Source organism: Mycolicibacter sp. MU0083 (genome assembly GCF_963378075.1).
GTDB classification, from domain to species: domain Bacteria; phylum Actinomycetota; class Actinomycetes; order Mycobacteriales; family Mycobacteriaceae; genus Mycobacterium; species Mycobacterium kokjensenii.
The window spans coordinates 708,642-725,548 of sequence record NZ_OY726394.1 but is presented as its reverse complement, the minus strand read 5'-3'; the positions used below and the strand labels follow the sequence as shown (position 1 = coordinate 725,548).

17 protein-coding genes are annotated in these 16,907 nt (G+C 68.4%); 9 read left to right on the top strand and 8 right to left on the bottom strand.

The window, feature by feature from the left end; translation table 11 throughout:
• The first annotated feature begins 123 nt into the window (after positions 1–123).
• The 5 genes from RCP38_RS03400 to RCP38_RS03380 are packed head-to-tail and all read left to right on the top strand — an operon-like array spanning position 124 to position 6,261.
• On the top strand, positions 124–1,740 hold the full coding sequence (locus tag RCP38_RS03400; RefSeq protein ID WP_308475616.1) for an SMP-30/gluconolactonase/LRE family protein: 1,617 nt from the start codon (positions 124–126) through the stop codon (positions 1,738–1,740).
• Positions 1,737–2,474 (top strand): GntR family transcriptional regulator, encoded by a 738-nt coding sequence (locus RCP38_RS03395; protein WP_308475615.1) that lies wholly within the window; start codon positions 1,737–1,739, stop codon positions 2,472–2,474. The genes RCP38_RS03400 and RCP38_RS03395 overlap by 4 nt, the downstream gene beginning before the upstream one ends.
• Positions 2,471–4,012 carry an AMP-binding protein gene (locus RCP38_RS03390; protein WP_308475614.1) on the top strand — a complete coding sequence of 514 codons (1,542 nt, stop codon included), beginning with the start codon at positions 2,471–2,473 and terminating at the stop codon, positions 4,010–4,012. Before RCP38_RS03395 ends, RCP38_RS03390 begins: the two co-directional genes overlap by 4 nt.
• A 3-nt stretch (positions 4,013–4,015) precedes the next feature.
• On the top strand, positions 4,016–4,801 hold the full coding sequence (locus tag RCP38_RS03385) for an SDR family NAD(P)-dependent oxidoreductase (protein WP_308475613.1): 786 nt from the start codon (positions 4,016–4,018) through the stop codon (positions 4,799–4,801).
• On the top strand, positions 4,798–6,261 hold the full coding sequence (locus tag RCP38_RS03380; RefSeq protein WP_308475612.1) for an AMP-binding protein: 1,464 nt from the start codon (positions 4,798–4,800) through the stop codon (positions 6,259–6,261). The genes RCP38_RS03385 and RCP38_RS03380 overlap by 4 nt, the downstream gene beginning before the upstream one ends.
• Positions 6,262–6,279: 18 nt before the next feature.
• On the opposite strand, the gene RCP38_RS03375 is transcribed toward RCP38_RS03380, so the two are convergent.
• From RCP38_RS03375 to RCP38_RS03365, 3 genes are read right to left on the bottom strand one after another with little or no spacing between them, the layout of a single operon-like run.
• On the bottom strand, positions 6,280–7,530 hold the full coding sequence (locus RCP38_RS03375; RefSeq protein WP_308475611.1) for an HNH endonuclease signature motif containing protein: 1,251 nt from the start codon (positions 7,528–7,530) through the stop codon (positions 6,280–6,282).
• Between the two features lie 55 nt (positions 7,531–7,585).
• The gene (locus RCP38_RS03370) at positions 7,586–8,368 is read right to left on the bottom strand and encodes an enoyl-CoA hydratase (RefSeq protein ID WP_308475610.1); all 783 of its coding nucleotides are present in this window, start codon (positions 8,366–8,368) and stop codon (positions 7,586–7,588) included.
• A gap of 11 nt (positions 8,369–8,379) precedes the next feature.
• Positions 8,380–9,555 carry an acyl-CoA dehydrogenase family protein gene (locus tag RCP38_RS03365; RefSeq protein WP_308477038.1) on the bottom strand — a complete coding sequence of 392 codons (1,176 nt, stop codon included), beginning with the start codon at positions 9,553–9,555 and terminating at the stop codon, positions 8,380–8,382.
• Between the two features lie 185 nt (positions 9,556–9,740).
• On the opposite strand from RCP38_RS03365, the gene RCP38_RS03360 reads away from it, so the two are divergent.
• The 3 genes from RCP38_RS03360 to RCP38_RS03350 all read left to right on the top strand — a co-directional run bounded on the left by RCP38_RS03360 (position 9,741) and on the right by RCP38_RS03350 (position 12,205).
• Positions 9,741–10,391 carry a TetR/AcrR family transcriptional regulator gene (locus RCP38_RS03360; protein WP_308475609.1) on the top strand — a complete coding sequence of 217 codons (651 nt, stop codon included), beginning with the start codon at positions 9,741–9,743 and terminating at the stop codon, positions 10,389–10,391.
• 229 nt (positions 10,392–10,620) lie between these two features.
• A complete protein-coding gene (locus RCP38_RS03355) occupies positions 10,621–11,037 on the top strand; it encodes a Zn-ribbon domain-containing OB-fold protein (protein ID WP_308475608.1) in 417 nt (138 codons plus the stop codon).
• 13 nt (positions 11,038–11,050) lie between these two features.
• Entirely contained in the window at positions 11,051–12,205 is a 1,155-nt protein-coding gene (locus RCP38_RS03350; protein WP_308475607.1) for a thiolase family protein, read from the top strand.
• A gap of 8 nt (positions 12,206–12,213) precedes the next feature.
• On the opposite strand, the gene RCP38_RS03345 is transcribed toward RCP38_RS03350, so the two are convergent.
• Positions 12,214–12,390, bottom strand: a complete 177-nt coding sequence (locus RCP38_RS03345) for a hypothetical protein (protein ID WP_308475606.1) — start codon at positions 12,388–12,390, stop codon at positions 12,214–12,216.
• A gap of 36 nt (positions 12,391–12,426) precedes the next feature.
• On the opposite strand from RCP38_RS03345, the gene RCP38_RS03340 reads away from it, so the two are divergent.
• Positions 12,427–12,852 carry a hypothetical protein gene (locus tag RCP38_RS03340; RefSeq protein ID WP_308475605.1) on the top strand — a complete coding sequence of 142 codons (426 nt, stop codon included), beginning with the start codon at positions 12,427–12,429 and terminating at the stop codon, positions 12,850–12,852.
• A gap of 29 nt (positions 12,853–12,881) precedes the next feature.
• On the opposite strand, the gene RCP38_RS03335 is transcribed toward RCP38_RS03340, so the two are convergent.
• Genes RCP38_RS03335 through RCP38_RS03320 form a run of 4 tightly spaced genes read right to left on the bottom strand, consistent with a single transcriptional unit; the run spans position 12,882 to position 16,854 of the window.
• A complete protein-coding gene (locus tag RCP38_RS03335; RefSeq protein ID WP_308475604.1) occupies positions 12,882–13,907 on the bottom strand; it encodes a CaiB/BaiF CoA transferase family protein in 1,026 nt (341 codons plus the stop codon).
• On the bottom strand, positions 13,908–14,861 hold the full coding sequence (locus RCP38_RS03330; protein WP_308475603.1) for an LLM class F420-dependent oxidoreductase: 954 nt from the start codon (positions 14,859–14,861) through the stop codon (positions 13,908–13,910).
• Entirely contained in the window at positions 14,861–15,277 is a 417-nt protein-coding gene (locus tag RCP38_RS03325) for a cobalamin B12-binding domain-containing protein (protein ID WP_308475602.1), read from the bottom strand. The genes RCP38_RS03330 and RCP38_RS03325 overlap by 1 nt, the downstream gene beginning before the upstream one ends.
• On the bottom strand, positions 15,277–16,854 hold the full coding sequence (locus RCP38_RS03320) for a methylmalonyl-CoA mutase family protein (protein WP_308475601.1): 1,578 nt from the start codon (positions 16,852–16,854) through the stop codon (positions 15,277–15,279). Before RCP38_RS03320 ends, RCP38_RS03325 begins: the two co-directional genes overlap by 1 nt.
• Between the last annotated feature and the right edge of the window lie 53 nt (positions 16,855–16,907).

Sequence of the window (16,907 nt, the reverse complement as noted above, 5' to 3'; positions counted from 1 at the left end):
AAATACTCCGTTCTGCGTATTGCAGAACACTATTCCGCAGCACTTATTCGTGCGTCAAGGCCGAGGCGACGCATCGGCGACGGCTATTGTCTGGACTAACCGCGCTTGATAGCGTCCGGAGTCATGACTGATGTCGTGGCACTCCCCCGCGAGGTGGCCGGCGCCGCCTCGATCGCGCCCGGCTGGCGGTTGGACCGGGTCACCGAACCGAGCCGGCTGTTCGGCGCCAACGGCCTGCGCACCGGCCCGGACGGCCGGGTCTACGTCGCGCAGGTGACCGGCAGCCAGATCAGCGCCCTGGACGTGGCCAGCGGTGAACTGGCCGTCGTCAGCGCCCGCGGCGGGGACGTGGTGGCACCCGACGATGTGGCGTTCGACGCCGACGGCACGCTGTACGCCACCGAGGTGATGGACGCCCGGGTCAGCGCGCTGGACGCCTCCGGCCGCAGCCGGGTGCTGCGCGACGACCTGCCGTGCGCCAACGGCATCACCGTGTATCAGGATCGACTGTTCGTCGGCGAATGCCGCGACGGCGGGCGGTTGATGGAACTGGACCGGGCCACCGGCGCGCAGCGCATCCTGGCCGAGAACCTGCCGTCGCCCAACGCGATGGAGGTCGGTCCGGACGGCTTGCTGTACTTCCCGGTGATGACCGCCAACGAGATCTGGCGGATCGACCCGCTGGCCGCCGACGCCACCCCGCAGCGGGTCGCCGGCGATCTGGGCGTGCCGGACTCGGTGAAGTTCGGCGCCGACGGTTTCATCGTCTCCACCCAGGCCGCCAGCGGCCAGGTGCTGCGCATCGACCCGCGCAGCGGCGCCGCGACCGTGCTCGCACAGCTGACACCCGGCCTGGACAACTGCACCTTCGCCGACGGCCGGTTATTCGTCTCCAACTTCACCGGGGAGATCACCGAGGTCGGGGCCGGCGGTGCCACCACGACGGTGCTGCCCGGCGGGCTGAACTGGCCGCTGGATCTGACCGTGGACGCCACCGGCACCCTCTACGTCGCCGACGGCACCTACTTCTACGCGGTGCGCGACGGCGGTCGGCTGGAGACGCAGGGCATGCTGTTCAGCCCCGGCTATCCGGGTTTCATCCGGGGCGTGACCGCGGTGGGTCCGGGCGAGTTCGTCGTCGCCACCTCCGGCGGTCAGGTCAGCCGCTACCTGCCGGCACAGGCCACGATGGAGGTGCTCGCCGACGGTTTCGACCAGCTCTACGGGGTGGTCGCGGGGCCCGCCGGGGTGGCGGTCACCGAATTCGGCACCGGGCGGGTGCTGGGCCTGCGCGACGGCGCGGTGCAGGTGCTGGCCGGCGGCCTGGCCGGTCCGGTGGGGATCGTCTCGGACATCGGGGCCGGCGACGGTTCCTATCTGGTGGCCGAATCCGGGGCCGGCCGGGTGGTGCGGATCGGCGGATCGGGCGTATCGCCGGTGGCGGAGGGATTCGTTCGGCCGCAAGGCATTCTGCTGGACGGCCGGACCCTCTACGTCGTGGATGCCGGCACCCGGCGGGTGCTGGCCGTGAACCTGGAATCCGGTGTGCGGCAGGAGATCGCCGGCGGGCTACCGATCGGGCCGCCGCCGGGGGTAACCCCCAAACCCCTGCGCGGGATGCCGCCGTTCTCCGGACCGCAGGGCCCGTTCGCCGGGATCGCCCGCGGCCACGACGGCACCCTGTTCGTCTCGGCCGACGGCGACGGCAGCGTGTTGGCCCTGCACCCGGTCGGACCGTGACCGACCACCGCTACCTGCGGGTCGCGCGGGTACTGCGCAAGGAGATCGCCGACGGGGTCTACCCGGTCGGCTCGCAGTTGCCCACCGAACACGAACTGTGCGATCGGTTCGAGGTCAGCCGCTACACGGTCCGCGAGGCGCTGCGCCGGCTGCGGGAGGACAACCTGGTGGTCTCCCGCCCGCGTGCGGGCACCGTGGTGATCCCGCGGACCGCGACCAACTGCTACGCCCAGGACGTGGTGTCGATCGACGATCTGGTGGCCTTCGCCGCCGGCGCCCAGTTCCAGATCGAATCCAACGCCATGGTCACCCTCGACGCCCAGGACGCCGCCCGCACCGGACTGCCGGTGGGCACCGAATGGCTGGCGGTGCGCGGCAGTCGTCGTACCGCCGGGCAGGACGCGCCGATCTGCCGCACCGAGTACTACATCAACCGGGCGTTCGCCGGCGTCGGCCGCCTGCTGGCACGGCACTCCGGCCCGATCTTCCCGCTCATCGAGGACGTGTTCGGGGTCAGCGTGATCGAGGTACGCCAGCACATCCGGGCGGTGATCGTCGGCGCGGAACTGGCGACGGCACTGGCCGTCGAGCCGGGCACCGCCGGATTGCAGATGCAACGCAGCTACACCACCTCCGAGGGCGAGATCGCGCAGGTGACGGTGAACACCCATGCCGGCGACGACTACCGGTATTCGATGACACTGCACCGGGTGACGGGAACATCCCGGCCGTGAACACCCTGGCCGATGCCCTGGCCCGCGCCGTCGCCCGCGACCCCGAGCGGGTGCTTGTGGTCGACGGCGATATCCGGCTGACCTGCCGGGAGCTGTCCGACCGCGCGGCAGCACTGGCGCAGGCGATGCTGACCCGGATGCGGCCGGGCAGTGTGGTGTCGTTCATGCTGCCGAACTGGCATGAGGCCGCGGTGGTATATCTGGCCGCGACGCGGGCCGGGATGGTGGTCAACCCGATCCTGCCGTCGCTGCGCGACGCGGAGCTGACGTTCATCCTCGCCGACTCGGCCAGCCGAATGCTGTTCGTACCGGGCGAGTTCCGCGGCCACGACTATGCCGGAATGCTGACCCGGGTGTGTGCGGGTCTGGCCGATCCGCCCGAGGTCGTGGTGGTGCGTGGGCCCGGGACCGCACACACCGACTACCGCGCCCTGCTGGACGCCGAGTCGCCCGCCGCGGCGTCGCCGACGCTGGACCCCGACGCAGTCCGGCTGCTGCTGTACACCTCCGGCACCACCGGCCATCCCAAAGGTGTTCTGCACAGCCATCGTTCGATCGACGCGCTGATCGGCCAACTCGGGCAGCACTGGCTGATCGAACCGGGTGACCGGTTTCTGGTGCCCTCCCCCATCGCCCATATCGGCGGCTCGATCTACGCATTCGAGGCGCCGCTGTTGCTGGGCACCACCGCGGTGCTGATGGACACCTGGAAGGCCGATGCCGCGGTGGCGCTGATGCGCGCCGAACACTGCACACATCTGGCGGGGGCGACCCCGTTCCTGGCCCAGTTGCTGGCCGCCGCCCGCACGGCCGGCACCGACCTGCCGGACCTGAAAGTCTTCATCTGCGGCGGGGCATCCGTGCCGGCGTCGTTGATCCGCGAGGCCGCCGACTATTTCCGGTCCGCCGTCGTCACCCGGGTGTACGGGTCCAGCGAGGTGCCGGTCACCACGGTCGGCTGCCTGGACCCACAGGATCTTGCGCACGCCGCGGAGACCGACGGCCGGGCCGGGATCGCCGAGATCAAGCTGGTGCCCCACTCCGGTGCCCCGCCGGGCGAGGGCGAGATCTTCGTCCGCGGCCCGCAGATGCTGCTGGGGTACCTGCGCGCCGAGGACGCGCGCGACTGCTTCGACGCCGACGGCTACTTCGCCACCGGAGATCTGGGACGGTGGGTCGACGACGACTATCTGCTGGTCACCGGTCGGGTCAAGGACGTAATCATCCGCAACGGGGAGAACATCTCCGCCCGTGAGGTCGAGGACATCTTGATCACGCACCCGCAGATCGCCGAGGTCGCGGTGGTCGGGATCCCCGATGCGCGTACCGGGGAGCGGGCCTGCGCGGTGATCGTGCCGGCCGGCGACGCCGCCCCCGGCGTGGACGACCTGCGCGCCCTGTTGAGCTCGCACGGGGTGGCACGGTTCAAAGCCCCCGAGCAGGTGCTGATCTGGGCGACGCTGCCCAAGAACGACGCCGGCAAGGTGGTCAAACAGCGGATCCGGGCGGAGCTGTCCCGGGCGAAGGTAGGTGAGTAGACCATGCAGGTGGCGATCGTGACCGGTGCCAGTAGCGGGATCGGATTCGGTTGTGCGACAAAGCTGGCCGAGGCGGGGATGGCGGTCGTGGCCACCGGACGCGACGAGGATCGGCTGGCCGGGTTGGTGTCTGCACTGGTCGATTCCGGGACCGACCCGGACCGGATCGCGACCGTGGCCGTCGACCTGACCGACACGGCTGCTCCGCAACGCATCGTCGACGCCGCGCTGTCGCGCTGGGGCCGGGTGGATTTCCTGGTCAACAACGCCGGTATCGGTAGCCCCAAGCCGCTGCACGAGACCGACGACGAGAGCCTCGATTATTTCCTGAACGTGATGCTGCGGGCGCCGTTCCGGTTGGCACGCGATGTGCTGCCGCACATGGCACCGGGTTCGGCGATCATCAACATCACCTCCACGTTCGCGGTGGTGGGTGGGCTGCGCGGCGGCGCGTACTCGGCGGCCAAGGGCGGGCTGACCGCGCTGACCACGCACATCGCCTGCCAGTACGGCGCCCAGGGCATCCGCTGCAATGCGGTGGCGCCCGGGGTGACGGTGACCCCGATGGTCGAACAACGCTTGACCGACAGTCGATTCCGCAAGATCAACACCGAGATGACGCCCTATCCCCGGCTGGGCCGGGTGGACGACATCGCCGGCACGGTGGCGTTCCTGTGCTCGGAGGCGGGCTCGTTCATCAACGGCCAGACGATCGTCGTCGACGGCGGTTGGAGTTCGACGAAGTACCTTTCGGAGTTCGCACTGGAATCGGACTGGGTGCAGCCGTGAATCTGTTCACGCTGCTGGATCAGGCCGCGGCCCGGTTCGGCGACCGCGGCGCGGTGTATCACGGGGAACGGTTACTGCACACCTGGATCCAGCTGGCGGATCGGGCACGGCGGCTGGCCACCTCCCTGCGGGAGTCGGTACCGCCCGGTGCGCGGATCGCGATCGCCAGCGAGAACCGGCCCGAGATCATCGAGTTGATGTTCGCCACCTGGGCGGCGGACTGTGTCGTCGTGCCGCTCAACTACAAGCTGCACCCGCGGGAGATGGCCCAGATCGTCGACGACGCCGGGGCGGCGCTGATCTTCGCCTCACCGAAGCTGGCACCCGGCCTGGCCGATCTCGGCGTTCGGATCGAAACCCTGGACAGCACCGGGTATCTGGCGCGCTTCACCTGTCCGCCCGCCGCAGATCCCGACCCGGCCCCGTCCCGGCCGGCGTGGCTGTTCTACACCAGCGGCACCACCGGGCGTTCCAAGGGCGCCATGCTGTCCCACCGCAACCTGGCGGCGATGACGTTGGCACACCTGGCCGATCTCGATGACCCGGACGCCGACTGCAGCCTGATCCACGGTGCCCCGATGTCGCACGGATCGGGGCTCTACATCGCGCCGTATGTGCTGCGCGGGGCCCGGCAGGTGGTGCCGGCCTCCAACGCTTTCGACGCCTCGGAGTTCCTCGACCTGTGCGAGCACCACCCGGGCGCCTCCGCGTTTCTGGCGCCGACCATGGTGGCTCGACTGGTGGCGACCGGGCGGGGGCGCCCGGCCAACCTGCGTTCGATCATCTACGGCGGCGGCCCGATGTATCTCGGGGATCTCAAGCGGGCGATGGCCGCGTTCGGGCCGGTGTTCGCTCAGCTCTACGGGCAGGGTGAGGCGCCGATGACGATCACCGGCATGAGTCGCGCCGACCATGCCGGCGACGACGCGGTGTTGGGGTCGGTCGGCTGGCCGCGGTCCGGCGTCGAGGTCGCGGTGCTGCGCGACGACGGCAGCCGCGCTCCGGTCGGCGAGGTCGGCGAGATCGTCTGTCGTGGCGATGTGGTGATGAGCGGCTACTGGAACAACCCGACCGCCACCGCCGAGGCGCTGCGCGACGGCTGGCTGTTCACCGGCGACAAGGGCGCATTCGACGAACGCGGATTCTTGACCCTGCGGGATCGCTCCAAGGACGTGGTGATCAGCGGCGGCAGCAACATCTATCCGCGTGAGGTCGAAGAGGCGCTGCTGAGCCATCCCGGGGTCGTCGAGGCGGGTGTGGTGGGCGCGCCGGATGCCGAGTGGGGCGAGATCGTGGTGGCCTTCGTCGTCGGGCAGGCGTCGGCCGCCGAACTGGATGCGCACCTGCTGGAGCGCATCGCGCGGTTCAAACGGCCGAAGCGCTACGAGTTCGTCGATGCGTTGCCGAAGAACAGCTACGGCAAAGTGCTCAAGCGGGAGTTGCGGGAACGGCTCGGTTGAACCGCGGGCACCGGCTGCCTAGTTGACTGTGGGTGGGGGTTGGGGTTGGAAGGGTGGGTACCACCACCAGTCGGCTCTTTCGCCGGTGGGGCCGGGGTAGGGCGGGACTGCCGGGGGTGGGGTGGTGGGTGTTCGGGCCAAAGATCCCGGTTGTAGGGGGTGGCCGTTGTCGTCGGTGACGGTGAGGTGGTCGGCGGGGCCGGTGATGGTGATCAGGCCGCGGTGGTGTTGGCGGTGGTGGTAGGGGCAGACCAGGACCAGGTTGGACAGGTCGGTGGGGCCGCCGTCTTCCCAGTGGACGATGTGGTGGGCGTGCAGGCCGGCGGTGGCTCCGCAGCCGGGGATCACGCAGGTGCGGTCACGGTGTTCCAGGGCGCGGCGTAGTCGCCGGCCCACGGTGCGGGTGTTGCGGCCGGCGCCGATGACGCGGCCGTGGCGTTGGAACCAGACTTCGCAGGTGGCATCGCAGGTCAGGTACTGCCGCTCGGGATCGGAGAGCAGCGGGCCCAGGTGCAGGCCGGCCAGGTGGGTGTCGGCGTCGACGTGCACGACGACGGTGGTGCGTTGGCCGTGGGGGCGGCGCCTGGCTTCGGTGTCCCAACCGCTTTCGATCAACCGCAGGAAGGCGTCGATGGTGGTGGGCATCGGGGGGTGCTGCCCGGTGCTGTCCGCACCGGCGTCGAGGTCGTGTTTCCAGGTGGTGATCAGGGCGTCGCGGTGGGACTGCAGGGCGGCGTCGAGCATGGCCGATTCGGGGTGCGGCAATCGGATGCGCCAGGTGTCGTATTCGGTGTCACTGGTTTTGCTGATCGCCGGTGTGGGGTCGGGTGTGGGGCCGGGGTCGGGGCGGGGTTCGGGTTTGATCGCGGTGCGCAGTTGGGAGACGGTGGCCACCGAGGCGAGTTCGGCGTAGTGGTCGTCGGAGCCGTCGGCGGCGCGTTCGGCGATGACTGCGACCTGGTCCAGGGACAGGCGTCCTTCGCGTAGCTCGTGGGTGCAGCGGGGGAACTCCGGTGTGCGGTGTGCCACGGCGGCGATCGCGTGGGCGTTGCCCGGTGAGCTGCCGGTCTTCCAGGCCACCAGGGCGGCAATCGAGCGGGCTCCGGTGGCGCCCCACAGGCCGTCGTGGTCGATCTCGGCGACGATGTCGACGATGCGGCCATCGATGGCATTGCGCTGCCCACACAACTGCGACAGTTCCTCGAACAACGCGTCAAGACGTTCGGCGGGAGACGCTTTCGCGTTAGCCGAAGTCGCTATCGAGGACATACTCAGAGCATGCCACCGGGGTACGACAAGTTTTGGCGTCGTGCAGTGGGCAGCCCTACTTGACCTGGCCCTTCATCTCATCGAGGTTGACCAGGATCGGCCAGCCGCACACCGACAGCGCGTTGCCGTGGCCGGTCTCGTGGATGTCGAACGCGGACTGGATCGCCGAGTGGAAACCTTGGACGTCCATGGTCTGGTTCACCGCGCGCTTGGCCTGGCGCAGCGCGAAGGACGGCATGGTGGCGATGTGCTCGGCGAGCGCCCGGGTCTCGGTGTCCAGCTCGTCGCGCGGCACCACCCGGTTGACCATGCCGGTCTGCTCGGCCTCCTGTGCTGTCATGGCGCGGCCGGTGAACAGCATCTCCTTAGCCTTGCGGTGGCCCAGTTCCCAGGTGTGCCCGTGGTATTCGACTCCGCCGATGCCCATCAACGCGACCGGGTCGGAGAACTGGGCGTCATCCGCGGCGATGATCAGGTCGCACGGCCAGCACAGCATCAGTCCGCCGGAGATGCAGCGGCCCTGCACCGCGGCGATCGAAGGCTTGGGCACATTGCGCCAGCGCAGCGTGTACTCCAGGTAGCGCTTGCATTCGTGCTTGTAGATGAACTCCAGGGTGATCTTGTCCGGGACCGGGCCGCCGCCCTTGATGTCGTGACCGGCCGAGAAGTGTTTGCCGTTGGCGCGCAACACGATGACGGCGACGTCATCGTCATCGGCGGCGCGGGTCCAGGCGGCGTCGAGTTCGTCGAGCAGTTCGGTGTTCTGGGCGTTGGCGGCCTCGGGGCGGTTCAGGGTGATGGTCGCGATCTTGTCGGCGACCTCGTATTCGATGTACATGGGCGTCCTTATCAGTTGCGGGGCAAGCCGAGCAGTCGCTGGGCGATGATGTTGCGTTGGATCTCAGACGTGCCGCCGGCGATGGTGCCGGCGAAGGTGCGCACATAGCGGTCGAACCAGCTGCCGGCGTGGGCGTCGAGGTTCATCGCCACATACGGTGCCGTGGTCATCGGATGCGCCAGGCCGGCCGGGCCGACGGCGTCCAGGGCGCGTTCGGATGCGGACTGCACCGCTTCGGAACCGAGCAGTTTGAGCACCGACAGCGCGGGCACGTCCTCGGCACCGCGGGAGGCGCGGGCCAGCGCGATCGAACCGAGCAGGCGCAGCGCGGTCACGTCCATGGCCAGCGTCGCGTAGGCGTCGCGGTCCAGTTCGGTGTCGGGACGGAAATCCTCGAGCAGGTCGTCGAGCCGGTCGGCGAAGCTGAGCCACAGCATGTTCCGCTCATGCCCCAGCGAACCGTTGGCCACCCGCCAGCCGTCGTTGAGGTCGCCGACGAGGTTCTCCGCCGGCACCCGCACATCGGTGAAGAAGACCTCGTTGAAATCCAGGTCGGTCCGGTCGCAGGCCGAGGCGAACGGGCGACGCTGGACACCGGGCAGGTCGGTGGGGATCAGCAGCACGCTGATGCCGCGGTGTTTCGGTGCGTCGGGATCGGTGCGCACGAAGGCCAGCAGCACGTCGGCGTCATGCGCCCCGGAGGTCCAGACCTTCTGTCCGTTGACCACGAAATGGTCGCCGTCCCGGTCCGCGCGGGTACGCAGCGACGCCAGGTCGGACCCCGCCGAGGGTTCGCTCATGCCCAGCGCGGCGGTGATCTCGGCCCGCAGGATCGGCACCGCCCAGCGCTGCTGCTGCTCGGGGGAGCCGAAGGAGATCAGCGAGGCGGCGATGATGCCGACCCCTTGCGGGTTGAAGCTGTGGTAGATCCGCCGCTTGGCCAACTCGACCTGGTGGACGTACTGCTGCAGCAGGGTGGCGTTGCGGCCGCCGAATTCGGGTGGATTGCCGGGCAGCAGCCAGCCGTTGTCGAACAGCAGGCGCTGCCAGTCCCGGGCCCACGGCGGGATCGACGCCGTCGACCGCGGGCGCTCGACCATCTCGGCGTCGGCGGGCAGGTTGGCATCGAGGAAGGCGACGAACTCGCGCCGGAACGCCTCGACGTCGGCGTCGAAGGTCAGTTGCACGCCGACCTCCGGATACCGCGATTCGCCGCGCCACCGATCATTGACGAGAAGCATCTTCTCATCTTTGGGAAGTTACCATCTTCCACATTGGGACGGCAGTCGCTCGTGAGCCGACGCAGTTGCGGTCCGGTTCTCCGGTAGGGTGCATTCGTGTTCTCCCAAAAAGGCAACCGTCGGAGCCGCTGGTGAGTAACCCGGAAGAAGAGCCCGTCTGGAAGCAGCGGGCGGTCGAGCGGTCGATCAAGACCGCACGATTGCGGGCCGCCCAGCGCGTTCAGCGCTTTCTGGACGCAGCCCAGGCCATCATCATCGAAAAGGGCAGCACCGACTTCACCGTTCAAGAGGTCGTCGAGCGTTCCCGGCAGTCGCTGCGCAGCTTCTACCTGCAGTTCAACGGCAAGCATGAACTGTTGTTGGCACTGTTCGAGGACGCGCTGGTGCGCACCTCCGACCAGATCCGCGCGGCCACCGAGGGCCAGACCCAACCGCTGGAGCGCCTCAAGGTGGCCGTCGAGTTGCTCTTCGAGCTCTCCCGGCCGGACCCGTCGGCCAAGCGCCCGCTGTTCACCGACTTCGCGCCGCGCCTGCTGGTGTCGCACCCCACCGAGGTCCGGGTGGCGTTCACGCCACTGTTGACGCTGCTCACCGAGTTGATGGAGGCCGCCGACGAGGCCGGCGAGCTGCGTAAGGGCGTCAACGCCCGCCGGATGGCGGCGATGACCATGCAGACCGTGATGTTCGTCGCGCAGTCCAGCGCCGAGTCCGAGGACCCGGCAGCTCACCCCATCACCGCAGATGAGGTGTGGGACTTCTGCGCCCACGGCCTGGCCAAGTAGCCCCTTAGCCCCTTAGCTCTTAGCCCCTTAGCCCCTTAGCGCGAGCGTGCGTGTTTGCACACGACACGCCGCGCAAAACTGGCATTCTGCGCACCCTCGCGCACCCGGCATGCCCCTCCCCCGAACGCGCTCACCGCGCCCACCGCTTCCCTTGGAGTACGCACGTATGCTCTAATCGAGAATGTGATTTCCACTTTCTGTGCGCCTTCTTCCCGGGCGGGGGTCGCCGATGCGTAAGCCCCTCGACCCCACCGTCACCAACTGGCCCGACGAGAACCTCGCCCTGATCGGCAGCCAATGCTCGGACTGCCAGTTCACGGTCTGGCCCCGCCAGGACTACTGCCCGCGCTGCAGTGGCGCGAAGATGCAGGACCAGCTGCTGCCCCGCCAGGGCACCCTGACCGCGTGGACCACCCAGGGCTTCGTGCCGAAGCTGCCCTACGCCGGCGGCGAGACCGCCGAAGGCTTCGCCCCCTACGGAGTCGGGCTGGTCCGGCTCGGTGACGTGGTCCAGGTGGAGGCCCGCCTGACCGAATCCGACCCGGAGAAGCTGCAGTTCGGGATGGACGTCGAGCTGACCATGGTGCCGTTCTACGTCGACGACGACGGGACCGAGATTCTCACCTGGGCATTCCAGCCCGTCTAAGGAGACCCAAAACATGACGGTAGCGAACAACGATGTGGCGATCATCGGCGTCGGGCTGCACCCCTTCGGCCGATTCGACAAGTCCGCGATGCAGATGGGCGCCGAGGCCATCCAGATGGCGCTGGCCGACGCCGGGGCGCAGTGGCAGGACATCCAGTTCGGGGTCGGCGGCAGCTATGAGATCTCCAACCCCGACGCGGTGACGCGACTGGTCGGACTCACCGGCATCCCGTTCACCAACGTGTTCAACGCGTGCGCCACCGCGGCCACCGCCACCCAGGTGTGCGCGGACAACATCCGGTCGGGCAAATACGAGATCGGCATCGCGATCGGCATGGACAAGCACCCCCGCGGCGCGTTCACCGACGACCCGGCCAAGCTGGCGCTGCCGGCCTGGTACGCCGAGAACGGCCAGTTCGTCACCACGAAGTTCTTCGGGATGAAGGCCAACCGCTACATCCACGACCACGGCATCTCGCAGCGCACGCTGGCCAAGGTCGCCGCAAAGAACTTCCGCAACGGTGCGTTGAACCCCAACGCATTCCGGCGCAAGCCGATGTCGGAGGACGCCATCCTCGAATCGCCCGCGCTGAACTATCCGTTGACCCAGTTCATGTTCTGCGCGCCCGACGAGGGTGCCGCGGCGGTGATCATGTGCCGCGCCGACATCGCGCACCGTTTCACCGGTAAGCCGGTGTATCTGAAGGCCACCGAGATCCGCACGCGCCGCTTCGGCGCCTACGAGGTGCACGCCACCTCCGCCCCGATCGAGGAGGATGTGGCGCCGACGGTGTACGCCGCCCGCGCCGCCTTCGAGCAGGCCGGCATCTCGCCCGAGGACGTCGACGTGGCGCAGTTGCAGGACACCGACGCCGGTGCCGAGGTCATCCACATGGCCGAGTGCGGGTTCTGCGCCGACGGCGACCAGGAGAAGCTGCTGGCCGACGGGGCCACCGAAATCGGTGGCAGCCTTCCGATCAACACCGACGGCGGGCTGATCGCCAACGGCGAGCCGATCGGCGCCTCTGGCCTGCGGCAGTTGCACGAACTGGTGCGCCAGCTGCGCGGCGAGGCCGGTGAGCGCCAGGTCCCGGGTAACCCGAAGGTGGGCTTCGCGCAGGTCTACGGCGCGCCGGGTACGGCGTCGGCCAGCATCGTCACGGTCTGAGCCACCGGTCACGGTATTGGGTGCGCGATGTCATGCGCACCCAATACCGTAGCGGCATAGCGGTTTCGATCCAGATCGATGACGTGGCCGGCAATCGCAGCCTGCACATGACAGCCGATGAAGTGACGGCGGCTATCCGCGGCGGATGAGTGGCTGTCCTCGCCGACCGCGTCCGTGCAGTCCATCGAACTTTCGGTGTTCCGCCTTATCCTCGAACAACGATGACCACAACAGACGACCAAGCCGACTCCCTCGTCGGAGCGCTGAGCAAGGCGCGGATTCCGGTAGAGAACCACCATCTGATTGAGCGAGTGACCACGGCCGCCGGGATATCTGAGTATCAAGCGGTGATCGGTGGCGACAAGCCGTACGTGCGCGCCATACGGCGAAACGGCCTGCCCGATCTGCACATCTACTACGGGTACACGAATGGCTTTCTATCCGAGGATGAAGTCATCCGCTTCGCCGGTAGCGGCGCCGGCCGCGGCCCCAGTTCGCGGAAGGGAACCTGGTACCTGCTGCATCCGACAAATCAGGTGCGCACCGGGGCCAAACGATCTGACGATGTCCGACGCGAAGCGAAAACCTGTCCCACCTGTTATATGGCGTTACCGCTCACCGGCATCTGCGACGAATGCGGCCCGTGAACCGCAACGTGCACGTCTGACGGAAGCCCTCAGTCGTCCAACTCCGGCGGCGGCTCATACACCGGCTCATACCCCGCGACCCGGATCGCGCTGCCCACCAACCGGAAATCTCCTGCGGTGACGACCATTTCGGGATGTTCCTTCAAGGCTTCCGGCAGGGTGCGCACCGCGGCAGCCGGAATACCCAGCGGCCGCAGCCGTCGTTCCCAGCCTGCCGCGGTGTCAGATGCCAGCGCGGCGGTCACCACCTCGAGCACCTCGTCACGTCGCTCAGCGCGCTGCGCCATCGTCTCGAAGCCGGAGATGCCGGCCTCACCGGCGAAGGCCTTCCAGAACCCGTCATGGGTGACGAACAACGCCAGATAGCCTTGGGAGGTCGGGAAGAGCTGCGCGGGAACGTAATAGGAGTGCGCCCCGTTGGGGTAGCGCTGCGGCTCCACACCGTCGTTGAGATACGCCGACGCCCGATAGTTGAGCTGCGAGAGCATCACATCCAGAAGTGACACCTCCACCTGCCCGCCGCGGCCGCTGACGATCTGCGCCAGCAACCCCAGCGCCGCGGTCAGCCCGGTGGAGTTGTCCGCCGAGGAATACCCCGGCAGCGTCGGCGGGCCGTCCGGATCCCCGGTCATGGCCGCGATCCCGGTGGCGGCCTGGATCACGTAGTCGAAGGCCGGTTCGTCGCCACCGTCGAGACCGAATCCGGTCAACGCGACACAGACGATCTTCTCGTTGTGCCGCTTCAGCGCGTCATAGGTGAGACCGAGCCGGCGGATCACCGACGGTTTCATGTTCACCAGCAGCGCATGGGATTCCGCGACCAGCTCCCCCAGCCGCGCCTGGCCGTCCGCAGACGTCAGATCCAGCCGGATGCTCTTCTTGTTGCGGTTGAGGCTGGCGAAATAGCTCGGCCCCACCTGCCGGGAGATCTCGCCACCGGGCGGTTCGATCTTGATGACCTCCGCGCCGAGGTCGGCCAGCAGCATGGTGGCGTACGGGCCGGCCAGCATCACCCCGACTTCGAGGATGCGGATCCCGGCGAGCGGTCCGCTCACCTAGACCGCCTTGGCGAGTTCGGCGATCACCTCGCGGGTGCGGTACTTCGAGGCGATCAGCTCGTCGCGGGTATCCCCGATCGGCAGCAGCCGCACCGACAGGTCGGTCACCCCGGCGTCGGCGAACTGCTTGAACCGCTTGAGGATCGACTCCTCGTCGCCGGCCGCGCACAGGTCGCCGACATCGCGGGCCGACCCGCGGTCCAGCAGTCGCTGGTAGTTCGGCGAGGTCTCGGCCTCGGCCAGGATGCGGTTGGCGCGGTCCTTCGCGGCCTCGATCTCGGAGTTGGCGCACAGCGTGACCGGAATGCCGGCCACGATCCGCGGTGCGGGCTTGCCCGCCTCGGCGGCGGCCTTGTTGATCTTGGGCGCGATGTGCTCGCCGATCGCCTTCTCATCGGCCATCCACAGCGAGGTGCCGTCGGCGTGCTCGCCGGCGATCTGCAGCATCACCGGGCCGAGCGCGGCCACCAGCACCGGCATCTTGGTGTCGGCGCCCAGCGCGGTCGGGTTGTGCACGGTGAAGTGGTCGTTCTCCACGTCCACCGGTCCCGGACCGGCCAGCGCCGCGTTGAGCACCTCGAGATAGTCGCGGGTGTAGGAGGCCGGCTTGTCGTAGGGCAGCCCGAGCATGTCCCGGATGATCCAGTGGTGCGACGGCCCGACGCCCAGCGCCAGTCGGCCACCGGAGATGGCGTGCACCGAAAGTGCCTGGCGGGCAAGAGCGATCGGATGCTGGGCCTGCAGCGGAACCACCGCGGTGCCGAGTTCGATCCGGGTGCTGTGCGACGCCATCAGCGCGACCATGCTCAGCAGGTCGAAGTCGTCGGGCACCTGCGGCATCCACGCGGTGGCCAGCCCCGCGGAATCGGCCCACTCGATGTCGGAGATCAGCTTCTTGACCTTGCGCGCCATGTCGCCGCGCTCGGCACCGATCATCACTCCAAGCCGCACTAGACCGCCTCCGCTTTCTCGATCGCCTGACGAACCCCGGTCACCAGATCCTCCAGCGGCGTACCGGTCGGAAAGACCGCCGCCGCACCGGCTTCCAGAAGTTTGGGGACGTCGCCCTGCGGGATGGTGCCGCCGACCACCACCGCGATGTCGCCGCCGTCGGCGGCACGCAGCGCCTCGACGATGCGCCGGGTCAGTGCGACGTGCGCGCCGGACAGGATGCTCAGCCCCACCACGGCGACGTCTTCCTGCAGGGCGGTGGAGACGATGTCCTCGACGCGTTGGCGGATGCCGGTGTAGATGACCTCGAAGCCGGCGTCACGCAGGGTGCGGGCGACGATCTTGGCGCCGCGATCGTGGCCGTCCAGGCCGGGCTTGGCCACCAGGACACGGGCCGGGCTAACAGAAGCAGTCATCAGTACACCACCGGTTGCTGGAACTCGCCCCAGACGTTCTTCAGCGCCGTGACCATCTCACCCACCGTGCAGTAGGCGTTGGCGCAGTCGATCAGGGGATGCATGAGGTTGGCGTCGCCCTCGGCGGCGCGCGACAGTGCCGCCAGCGTGGCGGCGACGTCGTCGGCGTTGCGTTCGGCCTTGACCCGGGCCAGCCGCTTGAGCTGGGTGTCGCGGCCTTCGGCGTCGAGTTCGTAGGTGGCGATCTCCGGGGCCGGTTCGTCGGAGGTGAACTTGTTGACGCCGACGATCGGGCGCTCGCCGGACTCGATCTCGTGGTGGATCTTGAACGCCTCGTCGGCGATCAGGCCCTGCAGGTAGCCGTCCTCGATGGCGCGCACCATGCCGCCGTGGTTCTCCAGGTCGGTCATGATCTCGATGATGCGTTCTTCGGTGGCGTCGGTGAGCGCCTCGACGAAGTAGGACCCGCCGAGCGGGTCGGCCACCCGGGTCACCCCGGTCTCGTAGGCCAGGATCTGCTGGGTGCGCAGTGCCAGCGTCGCGGATTCCTCGCTGGGCAGGGCGAACGGCTCGTCCCAGGCGGCGGTGAACATCGACTGCACCCCGCCGAGCACCGCGGCCATCGACTCGTAGGCGACCCGCACCAGGTTGTTCTGGGCCTGCGGGGCGAACAGCGACGCACCGCCGGCCACGCAGCCGAACCGGAACATCGACGCCTTGTCGCTGGAGGCGCCGTAGCGTTCCCGCACGATGGTGGCCCAGCGGCGTCGGCCGGCCCGGTACTTGGCGACCTCTTCGAAGAAGTCGCCGTGGGTGTAGAAGAAGAACGAGACCTGCGGGGCGAACTTCTCGATGCTCATCCGGCCGCGTTCCACCACGGTGTCGCAGTAGGTGACGCCGTCGGCGAGGGTGAAGGCCATCTCCTGCACGGCGTTGGCGCCGGCGTCGCGGAAGTGCGCGCCGGCCACCGAGATCGCGTTGAACCGGGGCACTTCGGCGGCGCAGAACTCGATGGTGTCGGCGATCAGTCGCAGCGACGGCTCCGGCGGCCAGATCCAGGTGCCGCGGGAGGCGTACTCCTTGAGGATGTCGTTCTGGATGGTGCCGGTGAGCTTGTCCCGCGATACGCCGGCGCGCTCGGCGGCGGCCACGTAGAAGGCCAGCAGGATGGCGGCGGTGCCGTTGATGGTGAAGCTGGTGCTGATCTTGTCCAGCGGGATCTTGTCGAACAGGATCTCGGCGTCGGCGAGCGTGTCGATGGCCACCCCGACCCGGCCGACCTCCTCGCCCACCTCGGGGTCGTCGGAGTCGTAGCCGCACTGGGTGGGCAGGTCCAGGGCCACCGACAGGCCGGTGCCGCCCTGACTCAGCAGGTACTGGTAGCGCCGGTTGGACTCCTCGGCGGTGCCGAAGCCGGAGTACTGCCGAAACGTCCACAACCGGCCGCGGTAGCCGGAGGCGAAGTTGCCGCGGGTGAACGGGTACTCGCCGGGCGCCGGCGGCTCTTCACGCCGGTCGTCGGGTCCGTACACCGCTTTCAGCGGGATCCCGGAGGAAGTCTGCACTGGCTCGCTCATCGATGGATACGGTACTTGCAATAAATGAGAATGCCAATACCACTATCGAGAAC

Excerpts from the sequence above, each read along its gene's own strand:
- RCP38_RS03375 (WP_308475611.1), bottom strand. The coding sequence starts at position 7,530 with ATGTCCTCGATAGCGACTTCGGCTAACGCGAAAGCGTCTCCCGCCGAA.
- RCP38_RS03320 (WP_308475601.1), bottom strand. The coding sequence starts at position 16,854 with ATGAGCGAGCCAGTGCAGACTTCCTCCGGGATCCCGCTGAAAGCGGTG.
- RCP38_RS03385 (WP_308475613.1), top strand. The coding sequence starts at position 4,016 with ATGCAGGTGGCGATCGTGACCGGTGCCAGTAGCGGGATCGGATTCGGT.
- RCP38_RS03345 (WP_308475606.1), bottom strand. The coding sequence starts at position 12,390 with ATGGACTGCACGGACGCGGTCGGCGAGGACAGCCACTCATCCGCCGCG.
- RCP38_RS03325 (WP_308475602.1), bottom strand. The coding sequence starts at position 15,277 with ATGACTGCTTCTGTTAGCCCGGCCCGTGTCCTGGTGGCCAAGCCCGGC.
- RCP38_RS03400 (WP_308475616.1), top strand. The coding sequence starts at position 124 with ATGACTGATGTCGTGGCACTCCCCCGCGAGGTGGCCGGCGCCGCCTCG.
- RCP38_RS03350 (WP_308475607.1), top strand. The coding sequence starts at position 11,051 with ATGACGGTAGCGAACAACGATGTGGCGATCATCGGCGTCGGGCTGCAC.
- RCP38_RS03355 (WP_308475608.1), top strand. The coding sequence starts at position 10,621 with ATGCGTAAGCCCCTCGACCCCACCGTCACCAACTGGCCCGACGAGAAC.
- RCP38_RS03370 (WP_308475610.1), bottom strand. The coding sequence starts at position 8,368 with ATGTACATCGAATACGAGGTCGCCGACAAGATCGCGACCATCACCCTG.
- RCP38_RS03340 (WP_308475605.1), top strand. The coding sequence starts at position 12,427 with ATGACCACAACAGACGACCAAGCCGACTCCCTCGTCGGAGCGCTGAGC.